The 18508-nt window shown below is 62.3% G+C and carries 16 protein-coding genes; 12 read left to right on the plus strand and 4 right to left on the minus strand.

What is annotated here, in order from left to right:
• Positions 1 to 7: 7 nt before the first annotated feature.
• On the plus strand, positions 8 to 1663 hold the full coding sequence (locus P3T16_RS04915) for a S10 family peptidase (protein ID WP_429254478.1): 1656 nt from the start codon (positions 8 to 10) through the stop codon (positions 1661 to 1663).
• A gap of 715 nt (positions 1664 to 2378) precedes the next feature.
• Positions 2379 to 2648 (plus strand): RNA-binding protein, encoded by a 270-nt coding sequence (locus tag P3T16_RS04920; RefSeq protein WP_429254479.1) that lies wholly within the window; start codon positions 2379 to 2381, stop codon positions 2646 to 2648.
• Positions 2649 to 2731: 83 nt separating this feature from the next.
• On the opposite strand, the gene nadE is transcribed toward P3T16_RS04920, so the two are convergent.
• A complete protein-coding gene (nadE, locus tag P3T16_RS04925) occupies positions 2732 to 3583 on the minus strand; it encodes an ammonia-dependent NAD(+) synthetase (RefSeq protein ID WP_429254480.1) in 852 nt (283 codons plus the stop codon).
• Between the two features lie 274 nt (positions 3584 to 3857).
• On the opposite strand from nadE, the gene P3T16_RS04930 reads away from it, so the two are divergent.
• Positions 3858 to 4988: a L,D-transpeptidase gene (locus P3T16_RS04930; RefSeq protein WP_429341387.1), complete on the plus strand. Its 1131-nt coding sequence runs from the start codon at positions 3858 to 3860 to the stop codon at positions 4986 to 4988.
• 141 nt (positions 4989 to 5129) lie between these two features.
• Here P3T16_RS04930 and P3T16_RS04935 read toward each other — a convergent pair whose 3' ends face one another.
• Positions 5130 to 6011, minus strand: coding sequence for a DMT family transporter (locus P3T16_RS04935; RefSeq protein WP_429341388.1), 882 nt, complete (start codon positions 6009 to 6011; stop codon positions 5130 to 5132).
• 97 nt (positions 6012 to 6108) lie between these two features.
• Positions 6109 to 7665 (minus strand): ABC1 kinase family protein, encoded by a 1557-nt coding sequence (locus tag P3T16_RS04940; protein WP_429341389.1) that lies wholly within the window; start codon positions 7663 to 7665, stop codon positions 6109 to 6111.
• A 155-nt stretch (positions 7666 to 7820) separates the two neighbouring features.
• Here P3T16_RS04940 and P3T16_RS04945 point away from each other — a divergent pair, with 155 nt between their 5' ends.
• Positions 7821 to 8576 carry a DeoR/GlpR family DNA-binding transcription regulator gene (locus tag P3T16_RS04945; protein WP_429341390.1) on the plus strand — a complete coding sequence of 252 codons (756 nt, stop codon included), beginning with the start codon at positions 7821 to 7823 and terminating at the stop codon, positions 8574 to 8576.
• Positions 8577 to 8627: 51 nt separating this feature from the next.
• Here the strand turns inward: P3T16_RS04945 and P3T16_RS04950 are convergent, their stop codons facing one another.
• Positions 8628 to 9740: a 2-aminoethylphosphonate--pyruvate transaminase gene (locus P3T16_RS04950; protein ID WP_429341391.1), complete on the minus strand. Its 1113-nt coding sequence runs from the start codon at positions 9738 to 9740 to the stop codon at positions 8628 to 8630.
• Between the two features lie 331 nt (positions 9741 to 10071).
• Between P3T16_RS04950 and phnS the strand changes: the two genes are divergently transcribed.
• From phnS to P3T16_RS04990, 8 genes are all read left to right on the plus strand, one after another.
• On the plus strand, positions 10072 to 11160 hold the full coding sequence (gene phnS, locus P3T16_RS04955) for a 2-aminoethylphosphonate ABC transporter substrate-binding protein (protein ID WP_429341392.1): 1089 nt from the start codon (positions 10072 to 10074) through the stop codon (positions 11158 to 11160).
• Between the two features lie 50 nt (positions 11161 to 11210).
• A complete protein-coding gene (phnT, locus tag P3T16_RS04960; RefSeq protein WP_429254487.1) occupies positions 11211 to 12311 on the plus strand; it encodes a 2-aminoethylphosphonate ABC transport system ATP-binding subunit PhnT in 1101 nt (366 codons plus the stop codon).
• On the plus strand, positions 12289 to 13212 hold the full coding sequence (locus P3T16_RS04965) for a 2-aminoethylphosphonate ABC transporter permease subunit (protein WP_429341393.1): 924 nt from the start codon (positions 12289 to 12291) through the stop codon (positions 13210 to 13212). Before phnT ends, P3T16_RS04965 begins: the two co-directional genes overlap by 23 nt.
• Positions 13202 to 14065 carry a 2-aminoethylphosphonate ABC transport system, membrane component PhnV gene (gene phnV / locus P3T16_RS04970; protein WP_429254489.1) on the plus strand — a complete coding sequence of 288 codons (864 nt, stop codon included), beginning with the start codon at positions 13202 to 13204 and terminating at the stop codon, positions 14063 to 14065. The genes P3T16_RS04965 and phnV overlap by 11 nt, the downstream gene beginning before the upstream one ends.
• 76 nt (positions 14066 to 14141) lie before the next feature.
• Complete coding sequence (locus P3T16_RS04975; RefSeq protein WP_429341394.1) at positions 14142 to 14888, plus strand: phosphonate utilization associated transcriptional regulator; 747 nt, start codon at positions 14142 to 14144, stop codon at positions 14886 to 14888.
• Positions 14889 to 14910: 22 nt separating this feature from the next.
• Positions 14911 to 16170, plus strand: a complete 1260-nt coding sequence (gene phnA, locus P3T16_RS04980; protein ID WP_429341395.1) for a phosphonoacetate hydrolase — start codon at positions 14911 to 14913, stop codon at positions 16168 to 16170.
• The gene (phnY, locus tag P3T16_RS04985) at positions 16167 to 17621 is read left to right on the plus strand and encodes a phosphonoacetaldehyde dehydrogenase (protein WP_429341396.1); all 1455 of its coding nucleotides are present in this window, start codon (positions 16167 to 16169) and stop codon (positions 17619 to 17621) included. The genes phnA and phnY overlap by 4 nt, the downstream gene beginning before the upstream one ends.
• Positions 17622 to 17625: 4 nt before the next feature.
• A complete protein-coding gene (locus P3T16_RS04990; RefSeq protein WP_429341397.1) occupies positions 17626 to 18186 on the plus strand; it encodes a phosphonate degradation HD-domain oxygenase in 561 nt (186 codons plus the stop codon).
• The last annotated feature ends 322 nt before the right edge of the window (positions 18187 to 18508 follow it).

Genomic DNA, 18508 nt, shown 5'->3' on the forward strand with positions numbered 1-18508 from the left:
AGCGATCATGACTAACCCCGAGTCAGCTTCCGGCAGTTCGCAGTCGCCGCACAATTCCCACGCCACCCAGTCGCCGATGGCGGCCGCCGCACCGCACCGGGCGGGGGACAAACCGTTCTTCGATCCGGTTGCGTATGGCAACGGCCCCGACGACTCTGTGAACGACAGCACCGAAAATGCAGCGATCACAAAACATACGACCACGATCGGAGGTCGCCAGATCAATTACACGGCGACGGCGGGTCACCTCGTGACCGTCGACTCGAGCAGTTCCTTGCCGAGCGCCAAGATGTTCTACGTGGCGTTCACGCAGGATAACCAGAAGGAAGAAACGCGGCCCGTCACGTTCTTCTACAACGGCGGGCCCGGTTCGTCGTCGGTGTTCGTGCTGCTTGGCTCGTTTGCGCCGCGTCGCATCAAGACGTCGATGCCGGGTTTCACCCCGCCAGCGCCCTATGCGATGGAGGACAATCCCGACAGCCTGCTGGACAGGAGTGACCTCGTTTTCATTAATCCTGTCGGTACCGGTTACTCGGCTGCGATCGCGCCGCACAAGAATCGCGATTTCTGGGGCGTGGATCAGGACGCCGATTCGATCAAGCAGTTCATCAAGCGTTTTCTGACGAAGAACAGCCGCTGGAATTCGCCGAAGTTCCTGTTCGGCGAATCGTACGGCACCGCCCGTAGCTGTGTCCTTGCGTACCGGTTGCATGAGGACGGCGTCGACCTGAACGGCGTTACGCTGCAATCGTCGATTCTCGATTACACGCAGTCGGGCAATCCGGTTGGTGTGTTGCCGACCGCAGCCGCCGATGCCTGGTATCACCGCAAGCTCGGCGTAGCGCCAACGCCGACCGACCTCGGCGCATTCGCCGAAGAAGTCGCGCAGTTTGCGCGTACCGATTACCTGGCCGCGCTACGCAAGTTTCCGACTACGGACAATGCGACAGTCGAAAAGCTCAGCGAATACACCGGGATCGACAAAACCACGCTGCTCGCGTGGAGCCTTGATGTCGCGGCCTACGACAGTCGTGGCAATTCGCTCTTCCTGACCACGCTGCTGAAATCGAAAGGACTTGCGCTCGGAGAGTACGACGGTCGTGTCACCGGCATTGAAACGGGCATCGCGGGCAAGATCGATCCGAACTCGGGCGGCAACGACCCCACGATGACGGCCGTGACGGGCGTGTACACCACGATGTGGAACGTGTATCTGAATGAGCAGTTGAAGTTCACGTCGAATTCGTCCTTCACCGATCTCAACGATCAGGCGTTCGCGAACTGGGACTTCGGTCATATCGATCCAACTGGTGCGCAGAAAGGTCTTGATTCGAAAGGCAATATCGTCCTTTACACGGCAGGCGATCTGGCTGCGGTAATGGCGCTCAACGTCGATCTGAAAGTGCTGTCGGCGAACGGCTTCTATGACTTCGTTACGCCGTTCTACCAGACCATCCTCGATCTGCAGGAGATGCCGCTCGTCAGCAGTCAGGTTCGGCAGAATCTGTCGGCGCGCTTCTACCCGTCAGGGCACATGATTTATCTCGATGGCGGGTCCCGCACGGCGCTGAAGGCCGATCTCGCGCAGATGTATGAATCGGCAGTAGCCAATACCGGAGCAATGACGCGAATCCGGGCGTTGCAGGCGCGCAAGAAAAGTTAGGGGCGCGGGCGGCGCGCAGGTGAACGATGCCCATATAGAAACGGCGAGCTGACACAAGTCAGCCCGCCGCCTCACTTACCACTGCACACGTGCGTAACAGCGGCCACGCACGTGACAGTCTGGCAAGAGCTCGTCACGGCACTGCCGCGTCCGGCCCTTTCTCTCGCGTTCGTCCACCGCTTGACGGCGGACGATGCCGACGCTTTGCGCTTGCTGCGCGCGCCGACCGCCCCGTAAAGCAACCGTACACCCTCGACATTCAGCAGCAACGCTTTGCTTCTGGCAAACTGTTACCGCTATCCCCCCGTTTCGGCCCTGTTTGGGGGGCCATGGAAAAAAACTGTTCTTGCTATTTTTTTTGTCGTTCAATCAGGTACAGTCCATTGATAATGCCTTGCAGCCATATGGGCAAGGCATGTCAGGGCTAACAGAGCGTTCCGCTTTTTGAATGGGTCTGAGAGCCTTGTCGTAGCTGGAATGCCGGTCGCCGTTCACGTCATGGCAAATTGTCGCATCGCATTTGAAGCACGTTCTGACTATCCTGACATCAGGACGAAATGCACAGGGGAGATTTGAAATGATTGTTTTTTATGTCTCAGTAGCTTTACTCGGCGCGGCGATTATCCGTCATGCGGCAGCAAAAACCAGGCGAGCGCGTCTGCAACCGGTACGTGCGCGCACCAGTGAGCGTCGCGTCCGGTAATCATGGAACGCCATGAATCTCACCGTCAGGAATATCCCGGAATCGTGTACTGAGCAGGAAGTGCGTGACTTCCTCAAGAAGGAGTTAGGACACTACGCGTCCAAAATTGCCGTGTACGAGGCGGGAACGCCGGGTGCATACGCAGTCGTTGAACTGGACGCGAATGTGCCTTACGTTGGAGAGGTCATTGCACGTCAGGTACATACGCTCCATCTGAACGGCGTCGCGCTCGAGGCGAGTTCTTCGCTATTTGGCGATGAACCTCCCGCACGGCAGAAGTGAGGTGATCCATCTCGTCCGCGTGATCATTGATTTACATCCAACGCGCTTCGTCACTCCAGTGACGAAGCGCGTTGTGTTTTCAGCTAGTTGTCCATCGGCCAGTCGAATGGCGTGTAGGGCAACGCGCGCTTGTGGCGCGTCGCCTGGTGGAAGCGGAAAACTGTCTCGTACACATCGTCGCTGACCGGTTTGCCTTCCAGAAAGTCGTCGATGTGTTCGTATGTGATGCCATACGCATCTTCGTCGGGGCGCAGTGGGCGTAGCGTTTCCAGATCCGCGGTAGCCGTCTTTGACGCGATGCCCTCGGACGCACCCAGCGCGCGAGCAACTTCACGCACCCGCCGTTTATTCAGCCCCGCGAGCGGCAACACGTCCGCACCGCCATCGCCGAACTTGGTAAAGAAACCCATTACCGATTCAGCGGCGTGATCCGTACCGATCACAACGCCCGTTCGCGCGCTCGCCACCGCGTATTGAGCGATCATCCGCTGCCGCGCCTTGATGTTGCCGTGGACGAAATCCTGCTGCGCGGGATCCGCGAACTGCGTGCCGGCCGCGATGAGCGCGGCGAGCATCGCATCGGCGGCGGGCTTCACGTCGACGGTCAGATTTTCGTCGGCGCGGATGAATGCGAGCGACTGCTGCGCGTCGTCTTCATCATGTTGTGTGCCGTACGGCAGCCGCATCGCGACAAAGCGCGCGTCATGGTTGTCCGCACGCAGGCGTTCGACGGCGAGTTGCGCAAGCCTGCCGGCCGTCGTCGAATCGACACCGCCGCTGATGCCGAGCACGTACGTCTTCAACCCGCTGTCGCGTAGATACCGCGCGAGAAAGCCGACGCGCCATTCGATTTCCTGTACCGCGTCAAAATGCTGTGTAATGTGCATTTCTTCGATTATGCGTCGCTGATACGCGGCGGGATCTTTCAGAGTCATCGATTTTCCTTTGGAACGTTTACCTGTTTTCACGTTGCGGTGATGGTGCGTCGATCGATCCAGTCACAAAACGCTGGTTAAAATCCCCTTCACCACGCTTCCGGTGCAGGCTGGCGCATCGCGATTCCGGTGCGCATTATTTGACCGGGCGTTTCCGCGTCGGCGGATTTCATATTCGACCACGATACTGGATGCGCCTTGTAACATCCTTCAGGCCCATCACGTGCTGGCTCATTGAGATTAATTCAAATGCGGGCTCGCCCGAAGAGACGAGATGAACATCGATGTATGTCCTGATCAGGCTAGCAGAAAGAGCGGAATACCGGGGACTGCAGGAAAGCCGCAACATATTTACAAGTCCGACCATTGCCACGCCTGGATTGTCCGGCTGGCAGTGGCCGGTCTGTGTGGATTGTCTTGCGTTGCCGCGCTCGCCGCTGGCTCGACGCCGGCTGCGAATGTCAGCAATGCCGCGTCGCTGACACCAGCGAACCCGTTGCCGGCCTCGTCGGCGCCGTCATCGGCAACCGCAACTGCAACCGCAACTGCAACCGCGTCGGCACCTGCGTCCGCAGCTTCGGCGCCGTCGCCAGCCCGAGCATCCGTCGCCCCACCGAATGCCGGCGTCGTCGTCGATCCGCGCCGCGCGCTTCTGATGCGCGACGCGTTCGCACGCGAAGTCACACGCCGGCTCAAGGTGCCAGCCGCGGAGCAGGCCGCATACGGCGCCCGCCTGCAGGCGGCGCTCGCGGCCAATGATTCTGGCGGGTTGTCCGGTGAGTATGTGGTGCTGGTCGATCGTAGTGCCAATGTGCAGGCGCTCTTCATCTACTTTCGCGCGGCGCCGGCCGACAAATGGCAAATGATCGGCGCATCGCCTGTCGCGACAGGCCGGCCGGGCGAATTCGATCATTTCATCACGCCGCTTGGCGTCTTCGAACATACGCCCGACAACATGGATTTTCGCGCGGAAGGCACGATGAACCAGAACGGTATCCGTGGTTATGGCAAGCACGACATGCGTATTTTCGATCTGGGCTGGGCCGACGGCGAGCGGGGCTGGGGGAAGGGCGGCGTGTCGCAGATGCGCTTCCAGATGCATGCCACCGATCCCGACCGGCTGGAGCCGCTGCTGGGCATCCGTCACTCGAAGGGTTGCGTGCGCATTCCCGCGTCGCTGAACGTGTTTCTCGATCATCACGGCATTCTCGACGCCGAATACGAAGCGCTCGTTGCGTCCGGCGCGTCGCTCTGGGTGCTTCATTCTGACCGGCAGATGACGCCGTGGGCGGGGCGTTACATTGTTGTAGTTGATTCGCAGCGCAAGGCGCGACCGGCATGGTCACCGGCTCCGGGCTCCACGGCGCACAGGAAATTGCCCGCTGGCGGCGACACCGCCGATTGAGATCACGACACGCGTTCAAGCCGTGCGCCCGCCGACGGTGGCCAGGCGCACCGCCGGCCGATGGGCGAGTTCAACGCCTGTCGCGAGCCGCGATCGACTTCGGCCCGTTGGAGTCGCGGCGCGGGTCCCAGCGCGCGAAGGTCAGGACCGCGAAGACCGCGCGAGCCAGACGCCCGCAAGCGCAAAAACGAAACCGGCGATCTGGACCGGAAGCAGCTTTTCGCCGAAGCCGATATAGCCTTCGAGTGCGGCAAGCGGCGGCGCGAGAAACAGGAGCACCGTCGCGCGCGATACTTCGCCGCGCCGGACCATCCACATCAGCAGCGTGACGCTGACGCCCGATAGCATCACGATGCCCCACGCGAGCGACGCCCACAACTGCGTCGACGGGATCCAGCGGTGCTCGCCGAGTGCAAGCGCCAGCGCCGTGGCCACGACGGCCGCGCCAAAATTCTGCACGGCGCTCGCGCTGCGGATATCGGCTTTCGCCAGGGACGTCTTCTGAAACAGCGTCCCAGCCGTGATCGACACAACCGCAAGAATCGAAATCAGGATGACGAGCGACGGCGGCGCGCTCCCGTGCGGCACGGGAGCGCCTGCGGCTGCGAGCTTCGGTGCAAGCACGAGCGCGACGCCGATCAGGCCGAGCGCCATGCCGGCCCAGCCGCGCCGCGACTGTCGCTCCCCGAAGAGCGGCGCGGCGACGGCCGCGGTCAGCAGCGGCTGAGGCGCGCCGAGCAGCGCCATCACGCCCGCGCTCAGCCCCTGCGCGACGGCCCAATAGCCCGCGCCAAGATAGACGCCCTGCAATAACGCGCCGGCCAGCAGATGCTTGCCGAGATTGCGGCCGGTCGGCCACGTCGCGCGTGTCGCGAGCGCCACAATTGCGAACAGCACCGCGGTTCCGCCGAAGCGCGCGAGAAGAAAGAGATTCGGATCCGCAAACGGCGTGATCGCGCGGGCGACGACAAAACCCGTCGACCACAGCACGACAAAGAGCGCGGCATTGAAGGTAACCCACATCGGAAAATCGACGCCTCGTGTCCGGTAGAAGCCGGCAGTGTGGTCGACTGTAGAAGGCGCGTCTTGTTCGAACCTGCACCCGGCCGCGTGACCGGGGCTACTGGACCAGCAATATCGCGCCAGCACCCAGTACGGCGCCGCATACCGCGCACGCCCACAGCAGCGCGCGCGTGCGCCGGTACTCTCGACCCAACTCATGCGCGAGCTCGGCGCGCTGTTGCTGGGGCGCCAGGTCGTGCTGATGCTGCAGATAGCGCACGGCGAGTTGCGGCAGGCGCGGCACGATATGCGCCAGATGCGGCAATTCTTCCGAAATGCGCTTGATCCAGCCGCGATGCCCGAGGTCGCGTCGCGCGATGTCGCCCAGCGTCCGTCGCGCGATATTCCATGTGTCGACGCCCGGATGCAGCGCGCGCGCCAGCGCTTCCGCCTGCTCGAACGAGCGCTGCGCATTCGCGAGGCGCGCAGACACGGCGCCCTCGAACGGCTGCACCGCGTGCAGCAGATGATGGAACAGCGCGCCGGCCGAGCGCTGTTCAGGCTCGTCGGCGAAATGGGCCTCCGCGCGCGTGCGCAGTTCGGCTTCGAGCACTTCGGTGCGCGTGGTCGACGGCACGTGACCGGCGTTGCGATGCAGGTCGGCGAGGCGTCCGTAGTTCTGTTCGAAGAGCGCGCTCGCGCCGTGCACGAAGAACTGCCTTTCCTGCGACGACAGGCTCGACATGATCGCGAAATCCGCCAGCACCAGCCGGCCCAGCGAGTCCGGTTCGATGCTCACGCGCACGCGCTCGGCATCGAGCGCCGCGTGGAAGAAACCGTGTTCGAACGCCTGCTCGCTCACCACTTCGATGATATGGGCGGCGAGCGTCGCGAGCTTGATGTGATGTGCGTGCAGCCCGACGACGTTGGCGACCGATAACGTTTCGATCCGCTGTACGGTCAGCGTGGTGGGCGTGCACAGATCCCAGATCACGTTCGGGACGGCGATTCGCTTGTCATTGTCGAAATGATGTCCGGTCTGGCTCAGATTGGCCGCTTCGGCGCGCAGGTCGAAGCGGCGCAGCAACTCCTGCGTGAACGACTGGGCGAGCGCCCGCAGTTCCAGGCGACGCGCTGTTCCTGAAAACTTATCGAGCCAGCGCGCGACCCAGCGCAACAGCGCGGCTTCATCGCCGATCTGCTCGACCTCGGCAAGCCGCAGTACCTTGATCGTCACGTTGCAGTGTCCGTCGATGGGTTCGATCAACTGCGCGATATGCGTCTGCTCGGCGAAGCCGTTGCGCGCGGGAGTGAGATCGATAGAAGCAAACAGCGCAGCGAGCGGCCGCCCGAACGCAGCCACCAGCGCGCGCTCGACTTCCGGCGGCGTAAGCGGCGCCTGCATGTGTTCGACGGCGTCGATCACATCGTGCACCGTGCCAGTCGCGAGTTCAGGATGGTCGGCAAGCGCAGTGGCGAACGCACTGGCGAGTGGGCCGAGCTGAGGCAGCGCGCCATGCACACTCGCGCGTGCCGAGTCCGACTCATGCAGACGGCTGGCAAGCGTCGCGGCCCAGCGCAGCTTGTGATGCTGCGGCGCCGCGAGCCAGACGAGGCGCGCGCCGTAGCGCAGCGCGTGGAAGAGCAGCAGAAGTCGGCGAAACAGTGAGCGCATCGGCAGATCGTTTGACGGAGCGCGCATCGACGACGCGCGGCCAGGGTGTTCAGGGTAGCAGGGAAGCGCGATGGGCGGAGCGTTCCGCCGCATCGCGTAATACAATACGCCGGCCTTCCGAACTCACGTGTGCCGTCAGCCCGGCACCCTCAGCGATGCTCGCAGAACAACGTCATCAATACATCCTGTCGCAGGTCGCCAGAAATGGCGCGTTGTCGGTAGCTGAACTCGTTCGCGAACTGAACGTTTCGCGCGAAACCATCCGGCGCGATCTCAATACGCTCGCCGGTCGCGGCCTGATCGTCACGACGCACGGCGGCGCGCTCTCGAGCGACCGGCGCGAACCCGATCTCGACACGCGCGAAGCGGCCAATGCCGGCGCCAAGCGGGCAATCGGCGAGCGCGCGGCGCAGTTCCTGCCGGACGGCGCCTCCGTCATCATTGATTCGGGTAGTACGACGCAGGCCGTCGCGCGGGCGCTGACCGACCGGCACCGGCTCACCGTTTACACCAACGACTGGCGGATCGCGCTGCTGCTCGGCAGGCGCAACGACAATCGCGTCACGTTGCTGGGCGGGGAACTGTCGGATCTGGAAGACGCCACGTTCGGCCTCGATACGATCCATCAGTTGAGCCAGTATCACGCTGACTTCGCGTTCATCGGCGCGGGCGGCATTTCGTCCGATGCGTGGCTCACCGATTACTCCCGCATGGCCGCCGAAGTGCGCAGCCGGATGATCGCGGCAGCGAGCATGGTGATCGTGGTCGCGGACAACTCGAAGTTCGGCCGCGTCACGCCAGTGCGGATCAACGGCTTCGAATCGGCGCGCTATCTCGTGACAGAACTCGCGCCGGATCGGGCGCTGGCGAAAGCCATCGCGACGCGCGGCCCGGAAATCCTGATCGCCTGAGCGACCCGCATTTCCAGAGCGTTGCGCCGCTTTCACCCGAAGCGGCCGCCGTTACCGCACACGCACGCCCAGTTTCTTCAGCGAGCGGTCGATGGCGGCCACCGCGTTGTGCAGTTCGTTGGCATCGATCGCGCCGATGCAACCGACGCGGAACGTTTCCACCTGAGTCAGCTTGCCCGGATAAAGTACATAACCGGCGTCGCGCACGGCCGCGTAAAAGTCCACAAAACGCCACGCCGGATCCTTCGGTGCGTGGAACGTGACGATCACCGGCGCCTGAACCTCGGGCGCAAGGAAAGGCTCGAAGCCGAGCGTCTTCATCGCGTCGACCAGCGTCCTGTAGTTCTGCTGGTAACGCGCGCCGCGCGCCGGCTGGCCGCCTTCCGCAATAAAGCGGTCCAGCGCGGTACGCAATGCGGCGACGACGTGCGTCGGCGGCGTGAAGCGCCACTGCGTCGTCTTTTGCATATACGCGTACTGGTCGTGCAGATCGAGCGCGAGCGACGGCGACTGGCCTTCACTCGCCTCCAGCACGCTGCGCCTCACGATCACGAAGCCCATGCCCGGCACGCCTTCGAGGCACTTTCCGCTCGCCGACACCAGCGCGTCGATGCCGCCGTTGCGCAGATCGATCGGCAACGCGCCGAACGAACTCATCGCGTCGACGATCAGGCTTTTGCCATGACGCTGACATAGCGCGGCGATCTCATCGAGTGGATTCAGCAGGCCGGCGCTCGTTTCCAGATGCACCTGCGCGACGTGCGTGATGCGCGCGTCGTCGTTGAACGCGTCCTCGATCGCGGCGGCGCTCACCGGCTCGTCTTCGCGCAGCAAGAGCTCGACGTATGCAATGCCCATCCGCTGAAGGATCTTGATGATCCGCGTGCAGTACGCGCCGTTGTTCGGCACCAGCACGCAGCCGTTGCGCGGGACCAGCGTGCCGATGGCGGCTTCCACGGCGAACGTGCCGCTGCCTTGCATCGGCACGCACACGTAGTCACTTTCACCATGTACGATTTCGATCAGGTCGGCGCAGACGGTCTGTGTCATCCGGTTAAAGGCGGCATCCCACGAACCCCAGTCACGCAGCATGGCCTGGCGGGTTTCGGGCGAGGTCGAAAGCGGCCCCGGCGTCAACAGGATTGGATCGTTTCCGAGAATCACACAACCTCCATAGTCAGATGAAATGTGCACCTTGTGCGCACGAGCGATATGTATATTATTGGCGAATTGTGTCATTTTTTGGAATTGGTGAAAATAGTCATGTCGCTGTCACGGAAACCTGTGATCCTTGCCGTGCCCTTTCAGGCAAGGCAGGCCGCTCTGGAACACTCCGCTGGCCGGACGTCTCGCTGGAAATGAATCAGTAAGGTTGTCAGCAATCTGCAATCGGGCTGTGGCAATGCAAAAAAAGAGGCACGGCGTACGCGCCGTTTCAATCACAACTGGTATGGGGTTTTCCCGACCGTCTGGTTTTTGCCTTTCGGAGAGCGACATGACAAACAAGAATCACCTTCACACGACAGCCGGCATCGTCCGCAAACTGCTTCCGGCGCTGGTGGCCGCAGCGGCGTTCGGCGGCGCGGCGATGCAGGCGCACGCGGCCGACGCGGTGGTGCTTTACACCGCCGACGGCCTCGAGAACCTCTACAAGGATGTGCTGCCCGCGTTCGAGAAGAAGGAAGGCGTGAAGGTCAACATCGTCACGGCAGGTAGCGGCGAAGTGGTGAACCGCGCGACGATCGAAAAGGATGCGCCGAAGGCGGACGTGATCGTCACGCTGCCGCCGTTCATCCAGCAGGCGGGCCAGGCTGGCCTCCTGCAGACGTACGAAAGCGTCAACTACAAGAACGTGCCGGCGATCGCGAAGGCGTCGGACGGTTCGTGGGCGACGTTCGTGAACAACTATTTCTCGTTCGCGATCAACCCGGAAGTCACGAAGAACCAGCCGAAGACGTTTGCCGACCTGCTGCATCCGGATTTCAGCGGCAAGGTGGCGTATTCGAACCCGGCAACGGCTGGCGACGGCATGGCCGTGATCATCCTCACGACCTCGTTGATGGGTGAAGACAAGGCATTCGACTACCTGAAGAAGCTGGAACAAAGCGCCAAGTTCCATACGAAGGGCACGGGCTACCTCGACGTGCTGCTCTCGCGTAACGAAATTGCGTTCGCGAACGGCGACCTGCAGATGGACCTCGATGACGCTGCGAACGGCGGCCTGTCGCTGAAGCCGATTTTCCTCGCGCACGAAGGCGGCCAGCCGACGACGTTCCAGCTGCCGTACGCAATCGGCCTGATCAAGAACGGTCCGAACCAGGCTGAAGGCAAGAAGCTGATCGACTACCTGATGTCGACGGACGTGCAGTCGAAGGTGCCGGACATCTTCGGTATTCCGGGTCGTACGGACGTGCCGCTGGCAGGCAAGAACGGCGAGATCGTGAAGAAGGCGACGGCTGGCGTGAAGATTATTCCGGTCGACTGGACGCAGGTGATGGCGAAGAAGGCTGACTGGACGGCACGCTGGAAGAACGACGTGATCGGTTCGTCGGGCAAGCAGATCGAAGTCGTCAAGCCGAAGTAAGCTGCTGTCGTTACCTGTACCAGCACTATCAACGTTGGAGGATGAACCCGGTGAATACGGCCAGTCTTGCTCATCCAGGCGCGCTCGGCGCCGAACCGGACGCGCTCGGCGATGCGCGTTCGGACACGCCAGGTGGCGTGCAGATCGATCATCTGACGGTGCGCTTCGGTTCGCGCACGGTGCTCGACGATCTGTCGCTGACGATCCAGCGCGGCGAATTGCTGACCGTGCTGGGCCGCAGCGGTTGCGGCAAGACGACGCTGCTGCGCTTTATCGCCGGGTTCATCGAAGCCGACGGACTGGCGGGCACGCTGACGGTCGCAGGCCGCGACCTGACGCATGTCCCGCCGCATAAACGTAATCTGGGCCTGCTGTTCCAGAGCTACGCGCTGTTTCCGCATCTCTCTGTCTATGAAAACGTCGCGTTCGGGCTGAAGGCGCGTCGCACGCCGTCGAAAGACGTTGCGCGACGCGTTGCGGGCGCGCTGAAGCTCGTGCAACTTGGAGATGCCGGCCACGTCATGCCGGCGCAGCTGTCGGGCGGTATGCAGCAGCGCGTCGCATTGGCCCGCGCGCTCGTGATCGAGCCCGATGTGCTGCTGCTCGATGAACCGCTATCCGCACTCGACGCCAATCTGCGCGCGTCAGTGCGCTCTGAACTCAAGTCGCTGCATGAGCGTCTGCCGAACCTGACGATCGTCTGCGTGACGCACGATCAGGATGACGCGCTGGTGCTGTCCGACCGCACGTTGCTGATGCGCGAAGGCCGCATCGCGCAGCTCGGCACGCCGCAGCAGTTGTATGACACTCCTAACGACGCATTTGTTGCCCGCTATCTGGGCGCGGCAAACCTGCTTTCGCCGAAGGTCGCCTTCGCAATGGGCGACGCGCGTTACAACGAGCGCGACCGCGTGGCGTGTCTACGTCCGGAAAGCATGCGTATTGTTCCGCTCGGTGAAGGGCAACTTCACGGCACGATTGCATCGGTCGAATGGTATGGCGCGGTGCTGTCGGTGTCGGTCACGCTCGATGCAATGCCGAATGACCCGGTTCAGGTCCAGATGCAGCGCGGCCAGGGCATGATGCCGGAGAAAGGCGCGCGAATCTCACTGCAATACGAGGCAGACGATGTCGTCCTTATCCAGCCCTGAAGCCCTCGCCGACGCGCATCGCGCGGCCAGCGGCGCGGCGCACAGGGCGGCGATACGCCGTCGCGAACGTGCAGCGCAATGGCATCTGCTGTTTCTCGCGGTTGTCGTGCTTGGACCGCTTGTGATCTATCCGCTCGTGCGGCTCGTTTCGCTGAGCCTCACCGGGCCGCACGGATTCAGCATTCACGCGTACGCGCAGTTTTTCCAGAATCCGGAAACGCGCGGCGTGGTTGGCACGACGCTGTGGATCCTGTTCGCGAGTGCCGGGCTTGCATCGTTACTCGGTGTGGCACTGGCGTCGTTGCTGTTCTTCAAGCCGTTTCCCGGCGCGCGGATGGTGACGCGGTTCCTCGAACTGTTTGTGGCGTTTCCATCGTTTCTCGTCGCCTTCACGCTGATTTTTCTGTACGGCTCGCAGGGCTCAGTCAGCATTGGGCTGCAAAGGCTTTTCCATCTGGAGAACCCGCCGCTCAACTTTCTGTTCGGCATTGGCGGCGTGATTCTCGCCGAAGTGGTGTTCTACGCGCCGTTCGTCGTGCGCCCGACGCTCGCTTCGTTTGCGACGCTCGACATGCGGTTGATCGAAGCCGCGCGAAGCCTTGGCGCGCACGGCTGGATGGTCGCGTTTCGCGTGATCCTGCCGCTCGCGTGGCCGGGCATCGCGGCGGGCACGATTCTCTGTTTCCTGCTGACACTCAACGAGTTCGGCATTTTGCTCGTGCTGGGCAGTGCGCATCTGATCACGCTGCCCGTGGCGATTTATAGCTCGGCAACGGTCGATCTCGATCTGCCTACCGCAGCGGCAGGCGCGGTCGTCATGCTCGCGATGTCGCTGTCGCTATACGCGTTGTATCGCCAGGTCAATCGACGCAAGGCAGGAGGCACACGCCATGGACGCTGAACTCGATCCGGTTCCGCTGCCGGCCGTGCATCACCGTGCGCGTCCGGTGAAGCGCAATGTGCTGGTGCGTTTTGCCGGCTCCGTGCTGCTCGGTCTCGCTGCGCTGCTGTGTTTCTGGCTATTCGTGTTGCCGGTGGGCGTGGTCGCGCTGTCGAGCGTGGCAGCGCACTGGTCCGGCACGATCCTGCCCGACGGCTTCAGCATGCGCTGGTTTGAACGCCTTGGCTCCAGCGATTTTGATGCGCTCACAACCAGTCTGGAAATCGGTTTTGGCGTCGCGGTGCTCGGCACGATTCTCGGCCTGTGGCTTGCGCTGGCGCTTGAAGGGCGTGATCGTCGCGGACTCGGTGCGTTCGTCGATACGATCGCGATGATGCCCAATGGTGTGCCGAGCGTGGTGCTTGGCCTCGCCGTGCTGATTGCGTATCACAAGGCGCCGGTCGATCTGTCGAGTTCGGCGGCCATCGTCGTATTCGTTCAGCTCGCACTCGTCTTGCCGTTCTGCTATCGGTGCGCAAGCGCTGCGCTGCGGCCTGAGCTGACCATACTGCGTGAAGCGGCGGCAAGTCTCGGTGCGCCACCCGCGATGGTGCTGCGTCGTGTGGTGTTGCCGCAACTCGTGCCTGCAATTCGCGCGAGTCTCGCGCTTGGTTTTGCGCTGTCGCTCGGCGAACTGGGCGCCACGCTGACTGTTTATCCGCCGGGCTTTGCGACGGTGCCGATTGTCGTCGTCGGACAGGTCGAGCGCGGTTATTACCTGCCGGCTTCCGCGCTTTCGCTGATTCTTCTGCTCGTTTCGCTCGCTGCGCTGCTTCTGATCGCCGCACGCGTTCCCCGCCGTCGCGTGGACTGACGGGCCGCCGCTCAATTTTTCCTGTGATGTGCCTTGTCGGTGCATCACGCATATCGATGTGGCAAAAAATGTCGAAATGACCGAAAATATGCAAACAGCTTCCGTCGATGCGATTGATGTGGTGCGCCGGCATTCGCTGACGACGCTCGTGCGTGACGCGATCGAGCGCCAGATTGCCGACGGCAACCTGGCGCCCGGCGACAAGTTGAACGAAGCCGACTGGGCTGCGCGGCTGCAGGTGTCGCGCGGGCCGGTGCGGGAGGCGTTTCGGGCGCTGGAGCAGGCGGGGCTGGTGCGCACCGAGAAAAACCGCGGGGTATTTGTGCGGACCGTGACGCTCGCGGAAGCCGACGAAATTTACGCCGTGCGCGCGGTGCTGGAAGAAGCGGCGTGCCGGATGCTGGCGGCGCGTCTCGACGGAAAACAGCTCGCGAGATTGCGCGCCTGGGTCGAGAGCATGCAAGGCGCGCTCGATACGCAGGATCAGGACGCGTACACGCGCGCGAACGTCGCGTTCCACGACACGATCGTGGCATCGGCGGGCAACGGGAAGCTGTACGAGACGTACCGGCGGCTCGTCGGCGAACTGAATCTTTTCCGTCGTGCGGCGCTTGTCGCGCACGACGATGCGATGGCGCGCTCGCTGGACGAGCACCGCGCGATCCTGATGGCGCTCGCCTCGCGCGACGCAGAGCATGCAGCCGCGCTGATGCGCGCCCATGTGAACGGCGGCCGGCAGCGCGCGCATGAAGCTTGTGAACCGGCTGGAGAACGGTCTGTGGTGCGGACCTTCCCAGCCTCGACTGATGAAGAACGCGCGTGATCGACGCGAATGGATGAAGACGATGTCAAACCAGACTCAACGCAATTTCGAAGCCAACGGCCGTCAATACGCTTTTCCGTCGACGCCGACTGTCGTCGTGTGCGTCGATGGTTGCGAATACGACTATCTGGAAGCGGCAGTCGCGGCCGGCGTCGCGCCGTTCCTTGGCAAGATGCTGCGCGGCGGCGCGGCGTTCAAGGGTGACTGCGTGATTCCGTCGTTCACCAACCCGAACAACCTGTCGATCGTATGCGGCGTGCCGCCTTCGGTGCATGGCATCTGCGGCAACTACTTCTGGGATCCGGACGCGAACGGCGGCAAGGGCGCGGAAGTCATGATGAACGACCCCGCTTATCTGCGCGCGGGCACGTTGCTGGCAGCGGCGTCGGCAGCGGACGCGAAAGTGGCGGTCGTCACCGCGAAGGACAAACTGCGCCGCCTGCTTGGCTGGCAGATGAAAGGCATCTGTTTCTCCGCGGAAAAGGCGGACAGCGTGACGCGCGAGGAAAATGGCATCGACAACGTGCTCGATCTCGTCGGCCTGCCGGTACCGGACGTCTACAGCGCCGGACTGTCCGAATTTGTTTTTGCTGCTGGCGTACGTCTCGCCGAAACGCAGAAGCTCGACCTGATGTATCTGTCGACCACCGATTACGTACAGCACAAGGCCGCGCCGGGCACCGAAGGCGCGAACGCGTTCTACGCGATGATGGACGGCTACCTCGCGCGGCTCAACGAACTCGGCTGGGTCGTCGCACTGACCGCCGACCACGGCATGAACGCGAAGCACGATCCGGAAACGGGTGAGCCGAACGTCATCTATCTGCAGGACGTGCTCGACGAATGGCTTGGCGCCAGTGCGGCTCGCGTGATTCTGCCGATCACCGATCCGTATGTCGTTCATCACGGCGCGCTCGGTTCGTTCGCGACGGTCTATCTGCCGCGCGATGTGAGCGCCGCGCAGGTGATCGGGCGCATGGGTGGTTTGCCGGGCGTCGAGGTCGTGCTCGATAACAGGACTGCATGCGAGCGCTTCGAGTTGCCGAACGATCGCGTCGGCGACATCGTGGTGGTCAGCGCGCGCAATGTGGTGCTCGGCACGCGACGCGAACAGCACGATCTTTCCGGGCTCACGGTGCCGCTGCGTTCGCACGGTGGTTTGTCGGAACAGACCGTGCCGTTGCTGTTCAATCGTCGAATTGAGCGTTCAGCGACTGAAGGCCGTCGTCTGCGGAATTTCGACATCTTCGATCTCGCGCTCAACCACGTGGTGAAATCATGAATGCTGTCACGTATAAGGATCATCCGGCGTTTCGTGCAGAAGCGCTGCGTCTGAAAGGCGAACGCGCATTGCGCGAGCGCACGCTCGATGTGTTTGATCCTTATACGGGGCTGCGCGTGGGTACCGTGCCGCTTGCGAGCGTAGACGACGTGCGTAGTGCGTTCGAATACGCTGCCGCGTATCAGGCGAAGCTCACACGCTATGAGCGCTCGCAGATTCTCGAGCGCGCTGCAGCGCTGCTTCGCGAGCGCACCGAAGAAGCATCGGATCTGATCTCGCTCGAATCGGGTTTGTCGAAGCAGGATTCGCGCTACGAGATTGGACGCGTCGCGGATGTGCTGAAGTTTTCTTCGATCGAAGCGCTGCGCGACGATGGCCAGAGCTTCTCGTGCGATCTCACGCCACATGGCAGGAAGCGTCGCGTGTTTACGCAGCGCGAGCCGCTTGCCGGTGTGATCGTTGCGATCACACCTTTTAACCATCCGATGAACCAGGTCGCGCACAAGGTGGCACCCGCCATTGCAACGAACAATTGCGTGCTGCTGAAACCGTCGGAGAAGGTACCGCTGTCTGCGCTATATCTCGCGGACATCCTGTACGAAGCCGGTTTGCCCGACCCGATGCTTCAGGTCGTGACAGGCGATCCGCGCGAAATCGCCGATGAACTGGTGACGAATCCGCTTGCGGAACTCGTGACGTTCACGGGTGGCGTCGCGATCGGCAAGCATATTGCAGCGAGGGCAGGCTATCGACGCGTCGTGCTCGAACTGGGCGGCAACGACCCGTTGATCGTGCTCGAAGACGCCGATCTCGAACGCGCGGCGACTTTGGCTGTGCAGGGTTCGTACAAGAACTCCGGCCAGCGCTGTACCGCCGTCAAACGGATGCTCGTGCAGAAGAGCGTCGCTGCGAGGTTCACCGAAATCGTCGTGGAGAAGACGCGTGCCTGGTCGCACGGCGATCCCTTCGACTCAGCGAACCAGATGGGCACCGTGATCGACGAAGCCGCCGCGATGTTCTTCGAGTCGCGCGTGAATGAAGCGGTTGCGCAGGGCGCACGTCTGCTCGTCGGCAATCAACGTCGCGGCGCGCTATATGCACCGACCGTCGTCGATCAGGTGAATCCATCGATGGCACTCGTGCGCGAGGAAACCTTCGGTCCGGTGTCGCCAATCATCACGTTCGATACGCTCGATGACGCAATCCGGATCAGCAATGGTACGGCGTTCGGGTTGTCATCGGGCGTATGCACGAACCGTCAGGACGCGATCATTCGTTTCGTCAATGAACTGCGCGTCGGCACGGTGAACGTGTGGGAAGTGCCGGGCTACCGGTCGGAGCTGACGCCATTCGGCGGCATCAAGGATTCGGGCCTCGGCTACAAGGAAGGCGTGCAGGAGGCGATGAAGAGCTTTACCAATCTGAAGACGTTTTCGCTACCGTGGGAGTAAGAGCGTGGCATTGAGTCTGGACGACATCCGTACATTGTTCGAGCAGCACGGTGAGGTCGCCTATAGCGGCGAACCGGTCACGCAACTCGAGCATGCATTGCAAAGTGGTGCGCTGGCAGAGGAAGCGGGCGCGAGCGAAGAACTGATTGCAGCAGCGTTTCTGCACGATCTCGGTCATTTGCTGAACCAGCAGGGCGAGACACCGTCCGCGCGTGGCATCGACGACCTGCACCAGTATTTCGCGTTGCCGTTCCTGCGGCCGGTGTTGCCGGAGGCCGTGCTTGAACCGATCCGCCTGCATGTGGACGCAAAACGCTGCCTGTGCGCGATCGACGACACATACTTTGGGCAGTTGTCGGCGGATTCGGTGCGTAGTCTGGAATTGCAGGGCGGCATATATAGCAGGGAAGAGGCGCAGGCCTTTCTGGCCAAACCCTACGCAGAAGATGCGTTGCGCCTGCGCAAATGGGACGACCGCGCAAAAGAAGCAAAACGCACGACGCCGGATGCAGAGCACTTTCTACGTATCGTTGAGCGGTTGATGGAAAAGCAGGTAGCGGTCTGATCCTGGCATCCCCGATCACCGGGGATCGCATCCCCGATCGCCGTTTTGACGGCGTCTGTCCGTTCTCAAAAATAGTGCTTGCAAGGCGTGGGGGAGGTGGCTAGAATCTCGATCTTTCGCGCTTTCAGGAGAAGGCGCGGGGACGCGGGAAGCCAGTATGGGCAAGGCTTTGCGGGGCGTTCAGAGGTTCGGGAAGTTAAAAAAACCTGTTGACGACGAAGCAAACGTTCTTCATAATCTCGTTTCTCTGCTGCTGATGCAGCGACGCAGAACGAAGCGGTGCCGGAGTGGTTGCGAAGTGACGCAGCGCGGTGCGGTTTCG

This window comes from Paraburkholderia sp. GAS42 (assembly GCF_050436565.1).
In the GTDB taxonomy this organism is placed as follows: Bacteria; Pseudomonadota; Gammaproteobacteria; order Burkholderiales; family Burkholderiaceae; genus Paraburkholderia.